This window comes from Neorhizobium sp. LMR1-1-1.1, assembly GCF_040675795.1.
In the GTDB taxonomy this organism is placed as follows: domain Bacteria; phylum Pseudomonadota; class Alphaproteobacteria; order Rhizobiales; family Rhizobiaceae; genus Neorhizobium; species Neorhizobium cellulosilyticum.
The window spans coordinates 959,252-974,951 of the sequence record NZ_JBEGHE010000001.1 but is presented as its reverse complement, the minus strand read 5'-3'; the positions used below and the strand labels follow the sequence as shown (position 1 = coordinate 974,951).

Sequence of the window (15,700 nt, the reverse complement as noted above, 5' to 3'; positions counted from 1 at the left end):
GGTGAAGATGCAAAAGACCGCAACAGAGTTCCAGGCCACAAAAGAAATAATGGCATTATCGTCCAAATAGCGCAAATGCTCACCCTCTTATCAAAGGGTTCTTGATGCGGTGCACTGCAGCGTTAGATCATCAGCACGAACAGGAGCGCATTCAAGATGACGGCAATTTTGGAACAGGAGAGCTTTCTTCTTATCGCATTCGGATTTGCGATCCTCTCCTACCTGTTCGAACACACACTGCTGGAGCAAGGACAATTCGTGTCGATGATCGCGGCCTGCACGCTTATCGTCGTGATTGTCATGGCCTCCACCCGTGTGGCCCACCATGCGGAGGTCCTGGCACATAAGGTCGGAGATCCTTACGGCACAATGATCCTCACCCTTTCCGCAGTTGCCGTGGAGGTGTTGATCCTTGCAATCATGATGGGAAGCAGCAGCTCGCCGACCTTGGTGCGTGATACGATCTATTCGGCAGTCATGCTCGATATCAACGGCATCCTCGGGCTCGCGGCTCTGCTCGGCGGCTTGAGGCACGGGGAGCAGCCCTATAACGACGATTCGAGCCGTACCTACAGTGCCATGATCCTGACGGCCATGGGCATATCGATGATCGTCCCGGAATTCATTCCGGAAGCCAAATGGCACTATTATTCCGCCTTCACCATCTTTGCGATGGTGGCCCTTTATGCGCTTTTCCTCAAGATGCAGGTCGGCACCCATAGCTATTTCTTCAGCTACAGCTATCGCGGCCAGGCCACGGCTGCAGCCGCTTCCAGTGTCGGCTCTACTGCCGCATCCACGCATGCCCAGCCCAAGCCGGCTGCGGAGACCGAAGAAGAACAGGAATCTGCCACCCTCTCCATCGCCATCATCCTGGTCGGCGTCCTGATTATCGGCGTTCTCGCCGAATTCATGTCAGCCTTCATGAATGAAGGGTTGGAAGGAACAGGCGCCCCACCTGCCCTGATGGCTGTTGTCGTCGCCTCGATTTCGGCGGCACCCGAAATTCTGACTGCACTGCGCGCGGCGCTCAAGAACCGCATGCAATCAGTCGTCAACATCGCCATGGGCGCATCTCTCTCCACCGTCATCCTGACCGTACCGGTCATGGAGGCCATTGCGCTTTACACCGGTCAGCCTTTCCTGATGGCGATGACACCGGTCCAGACGGTCATGGTCGCAATCACTCTCATTGTTGCGGCGATCAACCTCAATGACGGGCAGACGAACGCGATCGAAGGCATGACGCATTTCGTGCTCTTCGCCACGTTCGTCATGCTGACTTTCCTAGGCTTATGACGAAAACAACAGCAGTATCAAACACCTGAAAAGGTTTCCGGATTCAATCCATCAATTCCTCACCCTTGCCGCCGGCGTCATAAACTAAACTTGATCGACATGTGTTCGGCCCTTTCGGCGCAAACGCCTATCTCCATCCAGGAGTTCATTTCAAAGGGAGATAGAATGAAACGCCTCACCCTCATGCTGGCCTGCACGGCTATAACATCTGCACTCATCTCCACTCCAACTCTCGCCCAGACCACTGGCCAGCCCGCAGAAACGGGCCGCGCCAACGCCCCGGACCAAAAGCCATCCTTCGAAAATCAGACGCGCGCACCGCAACCGGCAACAATGCCGAAGATCAGCACCGAAGTTTTTGCGGATGATCTGCCGCATCTGTGGGCGATGGAGTTCCTGCCCGATGGGCGCATGCTGGTCACCTCCAAACAGGGTGCCATGCATATCATCTCTCAGGAAGGCGACGCCGGTCCGGCAATCGCGGGTGTCCCCGAAGTGGCGTTTGGAGGTCAGGGCGGATTGCTCGATGTCGCACTCGCACCGGATTATGCAACATCAGGCATGATCTTCTTTTCCTTCTCGGAACCACGCGAGGACGGAAACGGCACATCTGTCGCCTCGGCGAAACTGGTGGCCGACGATAATGGCGGCGGCAAGCTTGAAGACGTGAGTGTCATCTTCCGTCAGACACCGAGTTACGACGGACGCTCGCATTTCGGTTCGCGCCTCACTTTCGGCCCGAACAACGAGCTTTACGTAACGGTTGGGGAACGCTCAGACCGCCAGCCACGCGTGCAAGCCCAGGAGCTCGGCAGCGGGCTTGGAAAGGTCTTCCGGATTGACACGAGCGGCAAGGCCCTTCCAGACAACCCCTTCATCAATACGGATGGCGCCCAGCCGGAAATCTGGAGCCTCGGCCACCGCAACATGCAGTCCGCCACTCTGGACGCTCAGGGACGCCTCTGGACCGTCGAACACGGCCCACGCGGCGGCGACGAACTGAACAGGCCGGAGGCCGGCAAGAACTATGGCTGGCCGGAAGTCACCTACGGCGTTGAATATAACGGAAACGCGGTTGGCAGCGGCATTACGGAAAAAGCAGAAACCGAGCAACCGGTTTACTACTGGGACCCGGTAATCGGCCCCTCGGGCATGGCCTTTTATGACGGCGACGCCATTCCCGAATGGAAGAATGCCTTCCTGGTTGGAGGGCTGGTCAGCCAGGGCGTCGTCGTTTTGCACATGAATGGTGACAAGGTCGCTTATGAAGAACGCGTACCGCTCAACGCCCGCATCCGCGACGTGAAGGTTGGGCCGGACCGGGCAGTTTATGCCGTTACCGAACAACGGGGCGGTGGAAAATCCACGATCATCAAGCTTACAAAGGCTTAGGCATTGCCTCGACATCGGGCGGGATCAGGCCGCCCGATGTCGACATGATCGTCATCATACGTCGGTCGACGATAAACATGATTAAAATCATCATATTTATTGCAATAGGTTTTCCCGTCATCTAAGAGACGGTGCTCACCCTTCGGCTTTCGTATCCGAGTTTCTCATGACAGCGCATTTTCGCGCCTCCTCTGCTAGCGAACATGCCTCTTCGGCCGGTGAAAACCCGCTGCTGGATCGGGCTATTCTTGCTTATTACGACGAGCTTTGCGGAAGCGTGCGACGGCGAAGCCACAATCCTGCAAACATACAGGAGATCGTCCACGACCTTTACATTCGTCTGCGCCAGAAGGACGCCGCTCTCAAGAACAAGGCGTCGCTGAAAGCCTTCCTGATACGCGCCTGCATCAATCTCGGCATCGACCGATTTCGGCGGGAACGCTTCGAAGCCTGCCTGTTCTCGGGAACCGAGCAGGAGGCTCTGGCCGTCAGCGCACCAATCGCCTCGCCAGACCATGCAATGGATCTTGAACATCGGCTGGGCATATTGAAAGCGGCGATCATGGAAATGTCGTTGCAGCGGCGACGCGTCTTCATCGCAAGCCGTGTCGGCAAGCTCTCGGCCGACGAGATTGCCGAGCGCATGAAAATCAGCCGTAACATGGTCGACCGCCACCTGCGAAAAGCCTATCTCCATTGCCTGGATCGATTGGAAGATGCGCTCTAGGCATGACGGACACAAAGGCAAACGAAAAGAAACTTCGCGCGCAGGCGGTCGACTGGATGTTGCGGCTTCAGGAGGATCCGGATGATGCAGCGCTGCAGGAGCGATTTCAACATTGGCTGAATGAGGATCCAGCCAGAGGCCAGATTTTTGACCGCGCGCGCCGCGCCATGGGCGATGCCAGCCATCTTCTGAGCAACGATCTGGATTTTGCCCGAAATGCGGCACACAAGCCGCTGTTGCGCCCACGCAATGTCGTAGCGGGTCTGCTTTTGGTTATAGGTGGGTCTATAGCTTTCACCTTGGCTGATGGGCCAATGCGCTTGCGCGCAGATGTCATGACAGGCACGGGCCAGAAACAAATCGTAACGCTGGCGGACGGCTCCAAGGTCGAGATGAATGCCGAATCCGCAATAGCCATCCATATCCTGCCAAACGAGCGCAGGATAACCCTCTTGCGCGGCGAAGCCTTTTTCGAGGTCGCAGCAGATCAGACGCGTCCTTTCATAGTGGAGGCGGGCAGAGGCACGACAACCGCACTCGGCACTGCCTTCGATATCAACCTCACGAAGCGGGAAACAATGGTGGTCGTCACCGAGCACGCCGTCATGGTCGCCTCCGAAAACGGCGATCGGGCGCATCGGCTCCACGAAGGTGAGCAGATTTCCTACGATCCCGATGGCCGTCTTCAAGTCGCAGAGGCGGCAGATATGGACACCGCGACCGCCTGGAGGCAGGGTAGGATCGTTTTTGACAACACCCCGCTGTCTTTGGTGGTGGAGCAGATCGATCGCTACATTCCAGGCAGGATAGTGATCGCGCAGTCCGATCTCGCCGACAGAAGGATTTCGGGAAGCCTTGATCTGGCGCATCCCGATGCGGCCCTTGACGCCTTTGCAAACGCGATCGGCATCCGGATTACCCGGCTCGGTCCCTACCTCGCGGTCCTGCGACGGTAATTTTTTTCTTGGCCCTGTCCCAAAAGCGCGTCCCCGCCCGTCAACCGCGCAGAAGTACATTTCAACGGACAGGTCCGGGGGCCTATGACACATTCGACGACACACAGCAGCATGCACAGACAGCGCCGGCTACTTGCCGTACTTTTGAGCGGTGCCGCACTATTTTCGACGGTCGAGGCGACACGCGCCCAGCAAGTCGCCACCGTTTCAATTGATATTCCTGCCGGTACATTGACCAGAGCACTCAATGCTCTCGCGGCACAGGCGGGGCTACAGATCGCTTTCGACGCTTCGGTAACACAGGGCGTCTCGACAGCGAGCATTTCTGGAAACTTGACCGTGGAGGCGGCGCTATCTCGCCTCCTGGTCGGCACCGGCATCTCATATCGCTACTCTGGCACGTCAATGGTGACTTTGAGTAAGGCAGGCGGAGCGGATGCAACATCTGGCGAACAGACGGCTCTGGAGCCGATCATTCTCACCGGCAGCCGCTATTATGGCGACGGGGACCCGAGCAAATCAGTGATCGACCAGGCATCGATGGCGAGAATACAGGCTGCCAGCATTCCCGAACTCATAAAACACACGCCAGGCGTCTCCATGGGCGGCGGTGTGCGGCTTCAGGGGCAGACCATCTCCATCCGTGGCTTCTCCCGCCAGACCGATACACGCGTCCTGCTCGACGGTGCTCCGAAAAATTTCGAAAAATACGATCAGGGCACGATCTTCGTTGAACCTGAATTGCTGAAACGCGTCGAGATAGACAAGGGCGCCACATCCGTGCGTTACGGCAATGGCGGCTTCGGCGGCACCATTCGAATGGAAAGCAAGGATGCGGCCGATATGCTGAAGCCCGGCCAGACCTGGGGTTTCTTCGGCAAGACCGCCCACCAGACGGCCAACAGGCAGTTCCTGGAAACCGGCGCACTCTACGGTCGCTCGGATTTCGGAACCCCGGTTACCTATGACGGCATCCTCTCTCTGACGTGGCGCAAGGGCGATGACATGCGGATCGGCGGGGGCGAGCGTTATCTGTTCTCCGATGAGAAGCTCGCCTCAGGCATGGGCAAATTCGGCGCGGAGTTCGACGGCCACGAGATCAAGACATCGCTGCTCTATGGTGAGAGCAACAACTGGGGACCGGTCGCTGCAATCCGCGGACAACTCGAAGTCAATGCAAGCGACATCAAAAAATACGGTTATCAGGAAGCGGTTAGGCGCCGGTTGGCCTGGCGTGAACTCAAGGATCTGACCACAACTTTCGACTATAAGTATACCGGTGACAGCGCACTCTGGAATCCTCATTTCATGGCGAGCTATTCCTCAACGCGCCAGCACGCGACCCGCCCGGGCGATCAAAGTCCATCTGCTTCCGTTGGCGGACTGGAAAACGACGCAGCTTACTCCGACATTCATCTGGAACTGGAAAACACCTCGGATCTCACTCTGGGCGGAATGCAGCACAGCATCAACTATGGCCTGCAATACAACGCTCACAAGCGTGATATCTCCATGTTCGACATCGCCAACAGCACAAAACCAGACTATAATTACGGGCATTACGCCCCCTATTTCATGCCAGAAGGCACGCAGGACACCGCTTCCGCTTTTATCCGCGATACGATCAACCTGACCGATAGCCTGACCCTGACATCGGGATTGCGCTTCGACTGGGTGCGCTCGGAAGGCGTTCCCAACGCTGCTCCGCGTTACAACAATCCGGCAGCCGGTCACGATTTTTCGGCAGTCGATCATCATGGATTCACTCCGGCTGTAAGCCTGGCTTGGACTGCGACGCCGAATATACGCTTGTTCGCCGATTGGGCTTATGCCATGCGCGCGCCCAACATCGACGAACTATATTCCAACCAGAGCGCACTCAGCTCAGCACCGGCAACCAGCCGGGAACTGCAGGCTGAACGAAACAACACAATCAATCTTGGCGTCGATTTCAACTTTGATGACGTGATCACATCCGGAGATACGCTCTCCACGCGGGTCGCCGTCTTCAACAACCACGTGACCAATCCGGTAGCGCGGCGTTTCGGCAGCCGAAATCTGTCAGGCATGGGTGCCGATGGGGTGGACTGGTACTGGAACGTGCCCGCCTATTACACGACCGGCCTTGAGATCCAGGCACACTATGACACCGACTGGATGTTCGCGGATCTCGGCTTCTCGATGATGACAGGTACTCGGCATGGCGCCGTCAACGACATTCGCGGACCAAGGACCTATGTAAACGATCTGGCCCCGACTACGGCCGACCTTACATTCGGCATTAAAATGCCCGATCACGACCTGTCCTTTGGCTGGACCGGCACCTTTGTGAAGGCGCAGGACAAGACACCTATCCGGCAATTCATGGGTTCCACCTACGCCCGGCCCGAAAGCCCCGGCTATGCGGTGCATGGCATCTTCCTTGACTGGACGCCGAAGCAAGGTTTCATGAAAGATACCGAGCTGCACGCGGCGATCGAGAATATCTTTGACAAGAAATACGAGCCTTATCTAAACGATGGCATTACCGCCATGCCTGGCCGTAACTTTAAGATTTCGCTCAGCCGTCGCTTCTGAAGCCGCCGCAGATCGCAAACGCAAAAAAGCCCGCCGTTTCCGGCGGGCTTTTTCGTAAAAGGTAGTCAGCGATTACCGGCAGGCAGCGCAGAAGCGCTGGATACGCTTGCAGGCTTCTTCGAGAAGCTCTTCCGAAGTCGCATAGGAAATGCGGAAGTTCGGACCAAGGCCGAAGGCCGAACCGTGAACGACGGCAACGCCTTCCGATTCCAGAAGTTCGGAAACGAAATCCTCGTCCGTCTCGATAACCTTGCCCGACGGAGCCGTCTTGCCGATCAGGCCGGCGCAGGACGGATAAACGTAGAAGGCACCTTCCGGCTTCGGGCAAACAATACCGGTGGCTTGGTTCAGCATCGACACGACGAGATCGCGGCGGCCTTCAAAGATCGCCTTGTTCTTGGCGACGAAGTCCTGCGGGCCATTCAGCGCCTCGACGGCCGCCCACTGGGCAATCGACGATGCACCCGAGGTCTGCTGGCCCTGGATCATGTCCATGGCCTTGATCAACGGCAGCGGGCCGGCTGCATAACCGATACGCCAACCCGTCATTGCATAAGCCTTCGACACACCATTCATCGTCAGCGTGCGATCATAGAGCTTCGGCTCGACTTCCACCGGCGTTGCAAATTTGAAGTCACCGAAGGTGAGGTGCTCGTACATGTCGTCGGTCAGGATCCAGACATGCGGATGCTTGAGCAGCACGTCGGTCAAAGCCTTCAGTTCGGCCGCGCTATAGGCAGCGCCCGTCGGGTTGGACGGCGAATTGAAGATGAACCACTTCGTCTTCGGGGTAATGGCGCTTTCCAGCTCTTCAGCCGTGAGCTTGAAATCGTTTTCTTGGCTTGTCGAAATGGCAACAGGCGTACCGCCGCACAGCGCCACCATTTCAGGATAGGAAACCCAATAGGGAGCCGGAATGACGACTTCATCACCCGGGTTAAGTGTCGCCATGAAGGCATTGAAAAGAATCTGCTTGCCGCCGGTACCGACGATCGTCTGCTGCCAATCGTAGTCGAGACCGTTCTCGCGCTTGAACTTTGCGGCAATCGCCTTGCGCAGTTCCGGAATACCAGAAACCGGCGTGTACTTCGTCTCGCCGCGGTTGATCGCGTCGATCGCCGCCTGCTTGACGTTGTCAGGCGTGTCAAAATCCGGCTCGCCGGCTCCAAGACCGATTACGTCCCGGCCTTTCGCTTTCAGCTCGCGCGCTTTCTGAGAAACGGCGATGGTGGCGGACGGCTTTACACGGGAGAGGGCATCGGCAAGAAAGGCCATAATCGAGGTCCTGAGAGCTGTTGCAACGCGGCGAAGGTCAAAAAAATCGCCCGAAGTTGTATGTCGAATGAGGCCCGCTCTTTCAAGCGGAAAGCTTGAATACGACCTATCAAACTCCGTGAACACTCAATCAGGCCACCATCGTGGTGGTTAATGCCGGGTGACCCACAGACGCAACCTATTGTTGCCCGTGCGAGACTGGAAGAAAAGGAATTGCACATCCCAAAATGCGGCCAATTTATGAGCAGGGAACCGATCAGCAAACGGTGTGGAGACGCTTCCATCGGGCAAGATGGATCCACCAGTCGCAATCCACTCACTGTGCCAAATCCGCACATTGTTGAATACAATCAATGATGGTTGGATGGATTTCATAGCGCCAAAGCTGTCCACCAGTCAAAAACGCCTACGTTCCAACGGCTTCCGAGGCAATGCCTTTTCAACTTCACGGCGCAGTTTCGCAAAACTTTTTCTTGCCAATTCCCTATAAACACAGCAATCTGCCCCCGTTCGGGCAATTTACGAGCATGGGAAGACCTATAATAATGCGATCCGAAGTCGCCAAAACTTCGGGCGGGGAACTTGGGGGCAATTTGAAAAAATCTATTCCTGCCATTCTCCGCGGTAACACAGGGACCCTTTCTTAAAACTGCCTGCCGCCGCCCCCTTTGGGGGCAATAGTGTTGTGCTGTCCGCCGCTGAACACGGACAGAAAGAAAAGGACCTGCTGCATGGCCGAAACTGGCACTGTAAAATTCTTCAATACCGACAAGGGCTTCGGCTTCATCAAGCCAGATAATGGCGGCGCCGATATCTTCGTCCACATTTCTGCCGTCCAGGCGTCTGGCCTGTCCGGTCTTTCCGAAAATCAGAAAGTAAGCTTCGACACGGAGCCGGATCGCCGCGGGAAAGGCCCTAAGGCCGTTAACCTGCAGATCGACGGCTAAGCCTGTGAGGCTTTGACCCAAGTTGGAGCCCGGCAGTCTTGCCGGGTTTTTTTATGCCATAGATTAAGGTCCTGCGCCTCACACTCCTTGTAAAACGCAGTAATCTCGACGTGATCTCGCACATTCGAAGATCGTAGAATGTGGCGCGCGGCCCCTATTCCTAGATCGAATACATATCCTGCAGATAGGGATTGTTTCTGCGCTCTTCGCCAATACGTCCCCCTGGACCGTGACCACACAGGAAACCGACATCGTCGCCAAGCGTCAGGACTTTTTCCCTGATCGAATTGAGAAGGGTCTGATGATCGCCCCCCGGCAGATCCGTCCGTCCTACCGAGCCATTGAAAAGCACGTCCCCCAGATGCGCGAAGCGCTGTGCGCGGTTGAAGAAGATGACGTGCCCGGGCGCATGTCCAGGGCAATGATAGATTTCGAAAACATGCTCGCCAAAAGACACAATATCTCCCTCGGACAGCCAGCGGTCCGGAACAAGATTACGCGCCTCCATCCTGACACCAAAAGACTGAGCCTGCGTCTCCAGCCTTTCGAGTAAAGGCAGATCGTCCACGTGTGGTCCGATGACCTCCACATTCAGGATTTCGCGAAGTTCGTCTGCTCCGCCAGCGTGATCGATATGTCCGTGGGTGATCCATATCTCTTTGATCGACAACCCATTCTCACGCACCGTCTGCTCTATCAGCGATACGTCGCCGCCGGGATCCACCACCACGCCTTCGCGGGTCTCCTCGTCGAAGAAGACTGTACAGTTCTGCTGAAACGGAGTGACGGGAATGATCCCGGCTTGAAGTTTTCCCATGATCTCCGACCTTGGCTTGATTACGCCTTGCCGGATATATCGCCTGCAGCAACAGAAAGCAGCCAGAAATTCACTCGTCGGCAGCAACCATGTAGCGTGTGTCAGCCGCTACCGGAGGAGCGAGCGATGCGTTGGCCAGAAGAAAAGCGCATACCACGAGCTTTAGGGCAATCACCGTTACGAACACAGCCCGCAGCGGATGCGGCTGGGGTCTGTCGATCGTGATCGGCGGCAAGGCTGAATATGTCTGCATTAAAACTCTCCAAGGTCTCTGGCTGATTTAATGAGGGGCACGCCATAAGGTTCCATCGCTCCGTGTAAACCGAAGCTGATAGGATCGACGCCGTTCGCAGAGTATCTCGGTCGAAATCACACAAATTCTGTTGATTGTTCAAGCCGATCGCGCTTTATCGAGCACGACGCATTACAATCGCAGGGGTATGTGGCGCGGCATTCCACGCCGCACCGTAGAAAGGAACTGAACGTGTCTCGATCAATGGCGGCCAAACCCGTCAGGAAAGACCAGCTGCCAATGCCGGCAGTCGATGAAAGCCGGATCGACTTCGAGACCATCGAATTGTTCTTTTTTGCCTATCGCGATTTCATTTCCGATCCGGATGCCATTCTGGCAAGGATCGGCATGGGTCGGGCGCATCACCGCGTCGTATATTTCGTCAGCCGCCATCCCGGCTTGATGGTAAGCGACCTTCTGGAAACGCTACAGATTACCAAGCAAAGTCTCTCGCGCGTCCTGAAGCACCTCATCGATTCCGGTTACATTCGCCAGATGGCGGGAGCGAAGGACAGGCGCGAGCGGCGGCTCTACCCCACCTTAGCCGGCCGGGAATTGTCGCTTGCCCTATCGGAGCCGCAATCATTGCGCATCGCCCATGCCATGGAAGACCTGACGCCGGGCAATCGCGAGGCAGTGAAGGAATTCCTGAAGAAAATGCGAGGCCGCGACGAAAGCCTGCCGCCCGCCGATGATGTGTAGGATGCCCTTATGACGAGAACACCGCCCACAGATGATGCACCTCACCTGCTGATCGTCGATGACGACAAGCGCATCCGCGACCTGCTAAATCGTTATCTTGCGGAACAGGGCTTTCGCGTTACCATCGCAGGCGATGCTGCGGAAGCGCGGCGCAAGCTGGAAGGCCTGCATTTCGACCTGATCATTCTGGATGTCATGATGCCGGGTGAATCCGGTTTGTCTCTGACGAAGTCACTTTACGAAAAGAAGACGATCCCGGTTATCCTGCTGACGGCGCGCGTCGAGGCGGATGCCCGCATCGAAGGGCTGGAAGCCGGTGCCGATGACTATCTGGCAAAACCTTTCGACCCGCGCGAACTGGTTCTGCGCATCAACAATATTCTGCGCCGCAGCGCGTCCGAGACACCCAAGATCGAGCAGGTGATCTTCGGACCGTTCACTTTCTCCATATCCCGCAAGGAACTGCGTCGAGCGGCTGAAACCATTCGACTGACGGACCGGGAACAGGAAATCATGCTCATGTTTGCCATGCGCGCTGGAGATACCATCCCGCGCCATGAACTGATCGGTGATGATTCCGATGTCGGGGAGCGAACGATCGACGTGCAGATAAATCGCCTCAGGCGGAAGATAGAAGACGATCCGGCCAATCCGGTCTATCTTCAGACGGTTAGAGGCATCGGCTACAGGCTGAGCATCGACTAGTCGACCTGGAACGGTCGGCAATGGAGAAGCAATGGCGTTTTTCGACACGCTGAGACAGAACGCGGCAGCGCTCAGCATTCCGGGCTGGCGTCCACTAACGCGCTGGCTGCGACGTTGGCTGCCGACGGGGCTTTATACTCGCTCGCTGCTGATCGTTATCCTGCCCATGTTGTTACTGCAGACCGCGGTCGCAGCCGTTTTCATGGAACGGCACTGGCGCATGGTCACCGAGCGTCTTTCGGATGGCACCGTCCGTGACATTGCGGCCATTATCGAGGTCATTCGCAGCTATCCGCAAGACAGCAACTACAATGAAATCACGCGGATAGCAGACCAGACACTGGACCTGACGATTGCTGTGGAGGAGAACGGGCAATTGCCTCCGCCCCGGCCACGGCCCTTCTTTTCGATACTGGACGGCATATTGACCGACCAGATCACCCAACAGATCAAGATGCCGTTCTGGCTAGATACAGTCGGCGACAGCAAACTCGTCGAGATCCGCATCAAACTTGATCAGCGCGTACTCAGGGTTTTTGTTCGCCGTGGGTCTACCTACGCCTCCAACACCCACATCTTCCTGGTCTGGATGGTCAGCATTGCGCTAGTCCTTGTCCTGATCTCCATTCTGTTTCTGCGCGGCCAGATCCGCCCCATTCTTTCACTCGCCAATGCAGCCGAAAGCTTCGGCAAGGGCCAGAAGACGGAAGGCTTTTCACCCCGTGGCGCAGACGAGGTTCGCCGCGCCGGCCTCGCCTTCATCCAGATGCGCGAGCGCATCGAACGGCAGATGGAACAGCGCACCGCCATGCTCGCCGGCATCAGCCACGACCTGCGCACCATCCTCACCCGCTTCAAGCTGCAACTGGCGCTTGCCGGCGACAAACCGGAACTCTCCGGCATGACCGAAGACGTCAACGACATGCAGTCCATGCTGGAAGGCTACCTGGCCTTCGCCAAGGGCGAGGCAGAGGAAGACTTTGGTACGCTAAATCTCAGCGAATTGCTGGAGCGTTTCCGAAATGACTTTGAGTTGCGCGGCCGCAAGCTGACGTACGAAATCGACGGCGAGGATGAAATCGCGGTTAGGCCGAATGCCTTTACCCGACTTACCGGCAACCTGGTATCCAACGCCGAGCGTTATGCCAAGACACTGCACATTCACGCAAAACATAGCGCCAAATGGCTCACCCTGACTTTGGACGATGACGGCCCAGGCATACCGGCGGAATCACGCGAGGAGGTTTTCAAACCTTTCTACCGGCTAGATGAGGCTCGGAATCTGGACAGTTCCGGCACCGGCCTCGGCCTTGCCATCGCCCGCGACATCGCCCGCGCGCACGGCGGCAACGTCACACTGGGAGAAAGCCCGAGCGGCGGCTTGCGGGCGATCGTGCGGATACCGGCGTGAACGATTTGGATGAGACGGTCCTGGACATCAGGCAAGCAGATCAGAGCGATCTACCTGCCCTGATCGAACTGTATCAACATCTGGCCGAAGGGGATGATAAGCCCCACCTCGAATTGGCGCATGACGTATTTGAACGGTTTCAAGCCTATGCGGGCAGCATGATTGTCATCGGTTTGGCAGACGGCGTATTGGCGACATCATGCACGCTTGTCGTGATCCCCAACCTCACGCGAGGCGGTCGATCATATGGCCTGATCGAGAATGTCGTCACACACCGCGGTTTTCGAAATCGGGGTTTTGGCAAACGGATCCTCCAACATGCCGCGAACGCAGCATGGAAGGCCGATTGTTATAAGGTGATGCTGATGACTGGCTCGAAACGGCGCGAGATTTTGGACTTCTATCTCGCTGCTGGATTTGAGCAATCTAAGACAGGTTTTCAGATGCGGCGTCTCGCAGCACGCACGGAAACATGATCAGGCGCCGTAATTTACATGAAAACGAAATGTGAATTAGCGGAGCTTCCGTCGCCAGCTCACATCATCTTGCGCCCGTTCGGAACACCCTGCGTAACCGAGGCAAGCACGATCGCCCCATTATCGTCTTCGAAGCCCAGGGTGAGCACTTCGGAACGAACCGGACCAATCTGGCGCGGCGGAAAATTCACGACACCGAGAACCTGACGACCGATTAGCTGATCCAGCGTGTAGTGCACGGTGATCTGCGCAGATGATTTCTTCACACCAATCTCGGGACCGAAATCGATCTTCAGCTTGTAGGCAGGCTTGCGAGCTTCCGGAAAGGGTTCGGCCTCGACGATGGTTCCAACCCGGACATCGACCTTTTCGAAATCCCCGTATGTAATCTCGTCTGCCATGCCTGCTACCTTATCTGCTCAGCTGCCCAGTTCTTCGGCCCGTGTGCGTGCGGCGGCAATCGCCTTGTCGAAGATCGGCTGTATACCGTCATCCGCCATCAGCACGGAAAGCGCTGCAGCCGTCGTGCCACCCGGCGACGTAACGTTCTTGCGAAGCTGAGACGCGTCCTCCGGGGACTGGTTCAACAACTCACCAGCCCCCGAGACGGTCTCCCGCGCGAGCCGCATGGCGAGGTCCGCCGGCAGGCCCAACTTGCGACCCGCCTCTGCCATGCACTCGACGAGATAGAATACATATGCAGGCCCGCTGCCCGACACCGCCGTCACGGCGTCGATGTCGGCTTCGGTTGCGACCCATTCAACGGGTCCGCTGACCCTGAGCAATTCATCGACAGCCTGACGCTGCTGATCACTGACACGCTGATTGGCGAAAGCGCCAGTCACGCCGCGGCCGATCATCGCCGGGGTATTCGGCATTGCACGGACCATGGCCGCATCACCGAGATGGCTTTGAAGATAGTTGAGTGTCTTGCCTGCCGCGACGGAAACGACAACCGTCTTGCCGCCGACGGTTGTTTTAAAGGGCGGCAGAACCGTATCCATCATCTGTGGCTTGACTGCCAGGAAAAGGATGTCGGCGATCATGCCTTCGGGCAGCGATGTCGCATGTTTTGCGCCTGCTGCCGAAATTTTTGCCTGCATTTTCTCCGAAGGAGACGGATCGACGACTGTGATCCGGTTGCCTGCAACGCCCTTGTCCAGCCAGCCGGACAGCATGGCGCCGCCCATATTGCCGGCGCCGACGAGCACGATCGATCCGCTGCCAGCTACCATTTTCAGCACTCGCCGACGGTTTCGAAAAGAACCGCATCCATGGCAGCCTTGGCTTCCATGCCCGACCAGACGACGAACTGGAATGCCTGATAATAGCTCTCACAGGCATCCAGCGCGCTGGAAAGCAACACTTCCACCTGCTGATTGGTTGGTTCAGCACCGCCGGCCAGAAGCAGCGACTGACGGAAAATGATCACATCCTCCTGACGCCACAGATCGAAATGGCCCATCAGCGTCTGGCCGTTCACATGCGACAGCAGGCGGAGGATCTCGTTCATGCGCGTATCGGGGATCTTGAGATCGAAGGCACAGGCCAGATGCAGCGCCTCGAAATCCTCCATCCAGGAAAATGACACGTGGTAGTCGGTCCAGCGACCTTCCACGGTCATGGCGATTTCGTCTTCGCCGGAGCGTTCAAACGTCCAGTCGTTGGACGCAGCGACGAATTCGATCATGTCGACCGGATTCGATTGACGTTCAATTTCCAATTCCATCAGGCTCATGCGGCACCTTTTCGACCGGAATGAATGCGACGTTGCGAGATACGCCAACACGCGAAACAATTAACCGGAAACAACACTCCCGATGATCTTACGGCGCCGCCAGATTAACGCTCTAACCCTGCCTGGAGCTTACCAGTCCGTTTCGAATCATCATTTAAAATCAGTGTAGCTAGACCACTTCTAGCTTCTACCCCCTCCCCCCATTATTTCGGTGGGTTACGCACTCGGTTGGTTCGTATTGGAGATCAGCGGAGATGGGTAACTGACTCTGTCGCTTAGCTTTTTCGGAAGTGTCCACAGGGGGGAGTTTTTTGAGGACATTCACATCTCACCACGAGGGGACATCGTCCCGACTCGGCACGGAAAAGTTAATGACAGATACGAAT

At 56.7% G+C, this 15,700-nt stretch carries 16 protein-coding genes; 10 read left to right on the top strand and 6 right to left on the bottom strand.

The genetic code is table 11. The features are described 5' to 3' along the window. Positions 1-156 precede the first annotated feature (156 nt). The 5 genes from MRBLMR1_RS04595 to MRBLMR1_RS04575 all read left to right on the top strand — a co-directional run bounded on the left by MRBLMR1_RS04595 (position 157) and on the right by MRBLMR1_RS04575 (position 6,951). Complete coding sequence (locus tag MRBLMR1_RS04595) at positions 157-1,299, top strand: calcium:cation antiporter (protein ID WP_500063756.1); 1,143 nt, start codon at positions 157-159, stop codon at positions 1,297-1,299. A gap of 165 nt (positions 1,300-1,464) precedes the next feature. Next, positions 1,465-2,691 carry a PQQ-dependent sugar dehydrogenase gene (locus MRBLMR1_RS04590; protein ID WP_500063754.1) on the top strand — a complete coding sequence of 409 codons (1,227 nt, stop codon included), beginning with the start codon at positions 1,465-1,467 and terminating at the stop codon, positions 2,689-2,691. Between the two features lie 166 nt (positions 2,692-2,857). Next, positions 2,858-3,418, top strand: a complete 561-nt coding sequence (locus MRBLMR1_RS04585; protein WP_148147519.1) for an RNA polymerase sigma factor — start codon at positions 2,858-2,860, stop codon at positions 3,416-3,418. 2 nt (positions 3,419-3,420) lie between these two features. After that, the gene (locus MRBLMR1_RS04580) at positions 3,421-4,374 is read left to right on the top strand and encodes a FecR family protein (protein WP_148147518.1); all 954 of its coding nucleotides are present in this window, start codon (positions 3,421-3,423) and stop codon (positions 4,372-4,374) included. Between the two features lie 111 nt (positions 4,375-4,485). Next, complete coding sequence (locus tag MRBLMR1_RS04575) at positions 4,486-6,951, top strand: TonB-dependent receptor (RefSeq protein ID WP_148147517.1); 2,466 nt, start codon at positions 4,486-4,488, stop codon at positions 6,949-6,951. 72 nt (positions 6,952-7,023) lie between these two features. Here the strand turns inward: MRBLMR1_RS04575 and MRBLMR1_RS04570 are convergent, their stop codons facing one another. Then, positions 7,024-8,226 carry a pyridoxal phosphate-dependent aminotransferase gene (locus MRBLMR1_RS04570; protein ID WP_148147516.1) on the bottom strand — a complete coding sequence of 401 codons (1,203 nt, stop codon included), beginning with the start codon at positions 8,224-8,226 and terminating at the stop codon, positions 7,024-7,026. Positions 8,227-8,957: 731 nt separating this feature from the next. Here MRBLMR1_RS04570 and MRBLMR1_RS04565 point away from each other — a divergent pair. After that, a complete protein-coding gene (locus MRBLMR1_RS04565; protein ID WP_112456660.1) occupies positions 8,958-9,173 on the top strand; it encodes a cold-shock protein in 216 nt (71 codons plus the stop codon). Between the two features lie 160 nt (positions 9,174-9,333). Here MRBLMR1_RS04565 and MRBLMR1_RS04560 read toward each other — a convergent pair whose 3' ends face one another. Then, the gene (locus MRBLMR1_RS04560; protein ID WP_500063750.1) at positions 9,334-9,990 is read right to left on the bottom strand and encodes an MBL fold metallo-hydrolase; all 657 of its coding nucleotides are present in this window, start codon (positions 9,988-9,990) and stop codon (positions 9,334-9,336) included. Positions 9,991-10,060: 70 nt separating this feature from the next. Beyond that, positions 10,061-10,243, bottom strand: a complete 183-nt coding sequence (locus tag MRBLMR1_RS04555; RefSeq protein WP_148147514.1) for a hypothetical protein — start codon at positions 10,241-10,243, stop codon at positions 10,061-10,063. A 279-nt stretch (positions 10,244-10,522) separates the two neighbouring features. On the opposite strand from MRBLMR1_RS04555, the gene MRBLMR1_RS04550 reads away from it, so the two are divergent. From MRBLMR1_RS04550 to MRBLMR1_RS04535, 4 genes are read left to right on the top strand one after another with little or no spacing between them, the layout of a single operon-like run. Further along, on the top strand, positions 10,523-10,984 hold the full coding sequence (locus MRBLMR1_RS04550; RefSeq protein WP_183685845.1) for a MarR family transcriptional regulator: 462 nt from the start codon (positions 10,523-10,525) through the stop codon (positions 10,982-10,984). Positions 10,985-10,993: 9 nt separating this feature from the next. Next, the gene (locus tag MRBLMR1_RS04545) at positions 10,994-11,689 is read left to right on the top strand and encodes a response regulator (protein WP_148147513.1); all 696 of its coding nucleotides are present in this window, start codon (positions 10,994-10,996) and stop codon (positions 11,687-11,689) included. Between the two features lie 31 nt (positions 11,690-11,720). Next, positions 11,721-13,100 carry an ATP-binding protein gene (locus tag MRBLMR1_RS04540; protein WP_148147512.1) on the top strand — a complete coding sequence of 460 codons (1,380 nt, stop codon included), beginning with the start codon at positions 11,721-11,723 and terminating at the stop codon, positions 13,098-13,100. Then, positions 13,097-13,576, top strand: a complete 480-nt coding sequence (locus MRBLMR1_RS04535; protein ID WP_500063747.1) for a GNAT family N-acetyltransferase — start codon at positions 13,097-13,099, stop codon at positions 13,574-13,576. Before MRBLMR1_RS04540 ends, MRBLMR1_RS04535 begins: the two co-directional genes overlap by 4 nt. A 59-nt stretch (positions 13,577-13,635) precedes the next feature. Here the strand turns inward: MRBLMR1_RS04535 and MRBLMR1_RS04530 are convergent, their stop codons facing one another. Genes MRBLMR1_RS04530 through MRBLMR1_RS04520 form a run of 3 tightly spaced genes read right to left on the bottom strand, consistent with a single transcriptional unit; the run spans position 13,636 to position 15,314 of the window. Next, the gene (locus MRBLMR1_RS04530) at positions 13,636-13,977 is read right to left on the bottom strand and encodes a tRNA-binding protein (protein WP_500063745.1); all 342 of its coding nucleotides are present in this window, start codon (positions 13,975-13,977) and stop codon (positions 13,636-13,638) included. An 18-nt stretch (positions 13,978-13,995) separates the two neighbouring features. Beyond that, the gene (gene proC / locus MRBLMR1_RS04525) at positions 13,996-14,811 is read right to left on the bottom strand and encodes a pyrroline-5-carboxylate reductase (RefSeq protein ID WP_148147510.1); all 816 of its coding nucleotides are present in this window, start codon (positions 14,809-14,811) and stop codon (positions 13,996-13,998) included. A gap of 2 nt (positions 14,812-14,813) precedes the next feature. Next, the gene (locus MRBLMR1_RS04520; protein ID WP_112456667.1) at positions 14,814-15,314 is read right to left on the bottom strand and encodes a type III secretion system chaperone family protein; all 501 of its coding nucleotides are present in this window, start codon (positions 15,312-15,314) and stop codon (positions 14,814-14,816) included. Positions 15,315-15,700 lie beyond the last annotated feature (386 nt).

Coding starts and splice junctions, on each gene's coding strand:
- MRBLMR1_RS04595 (WP_500063756.1), top strand. CDS start 157: ATGACGGCAATTTTGGAACAGGAGAGCTTTCTTCTTATCGCATTCGGA.
- MRBLMR1_RS04590 (WP_500063754.1), top strand. CDS start 1,465: ATGAAACGCCTCACCCTCATGCTGGCCTGCACGGCTATAACATCTGCA.
- MRBLMR1_RS04585 (WP_148147519.1), top strand. CDS start 2,858: ATGACAGCGCATTTTCGCGCCTCCTCTGCTAGCGAACATGCCTCTTCG.
- MRBLMR1_RS04580 (WP_148147518.1), top strand. CDS start 3,421: ATGACGGACACAAAGGCAAACGAAAAGAAACTTCGCGCGCAGGCGGTC.
- MRBLMR1_RS04575 (WP_148147517.1), top strand. CDS start 4,486: ATGCACAGACAGCGCCGGCTACTTGCCGTACTTTTGAGCGGTGCCGCA.
- MRBLMR1_RS04570 (WP_148147516.1), bottom strand. CDS start 8,226: ATGGCCTTTCTTGCCGATGCCCTCTCCCGTGTAAAGCCGTCCGCCACC.
- MRBLMR1_RS04565 (WP_112456660.1), top strand. CDS start 8,958: ATGGCCGAAACTGGCACTGTAAAATTCTTCAATACCGACAAGGGCTTC.
- MRBLMR1_RS04560 (WP_500063750.1), bottom strand. CDS start 9,990: ATGGGAAAACTTCAAGCCGGGATCATTCCCGTCACTCCGTTTCAGCAG.
- MRBLMR1_RS04555 (WP_148147514.1), bottom strand. CDS start 10,243: ATGCAGACATATTCAGCCTTGCCGCCGATCACGATCGACAGACCCCAG.
- MRBLMR1_RS04550 (WP_183685845.1), top strand. CDS start 10,523: ATGCCGGCAGTCGATGAAAGCCGGATCGACTTCGAGACCATCGAATTG.
- MRBLMR1_RS04545 (WP_148147513.1), top strand. CDS start 10,994: ATGACGAGAACACCGCCCACAGATGATGCACCTCACCTGCTGATCGTC.
- MRBLMR1_RS04540 (WP_148147512.1), top strand. CDS start 11,721: ATGGCGTTTTTCGACACGCTGAGACAGAACGCGGCAGCGCTCAGCATT.
- MRBLMR1_RS04530 (WP_500063745.1), bottom strand. CDS start 13,977: ATGGCAGACGAGATTACATACGGGGATTTCGAAAAGGTCGATGTCCGG.
- proC (WP_148147510.1), bottom strand. CDS start 14,811: ATGGTAGCTGGCAGCGGATCGATCGTGCTCGTCGGCGCCGGCAATATG.
- MRBLMR1_RS04520 (WP_112456667.1), bottom strand. CDS start 15,314: ATGAGCCTGATGGAATTGGAAATTGAACGTCAATCGAATCCGGTCGAC.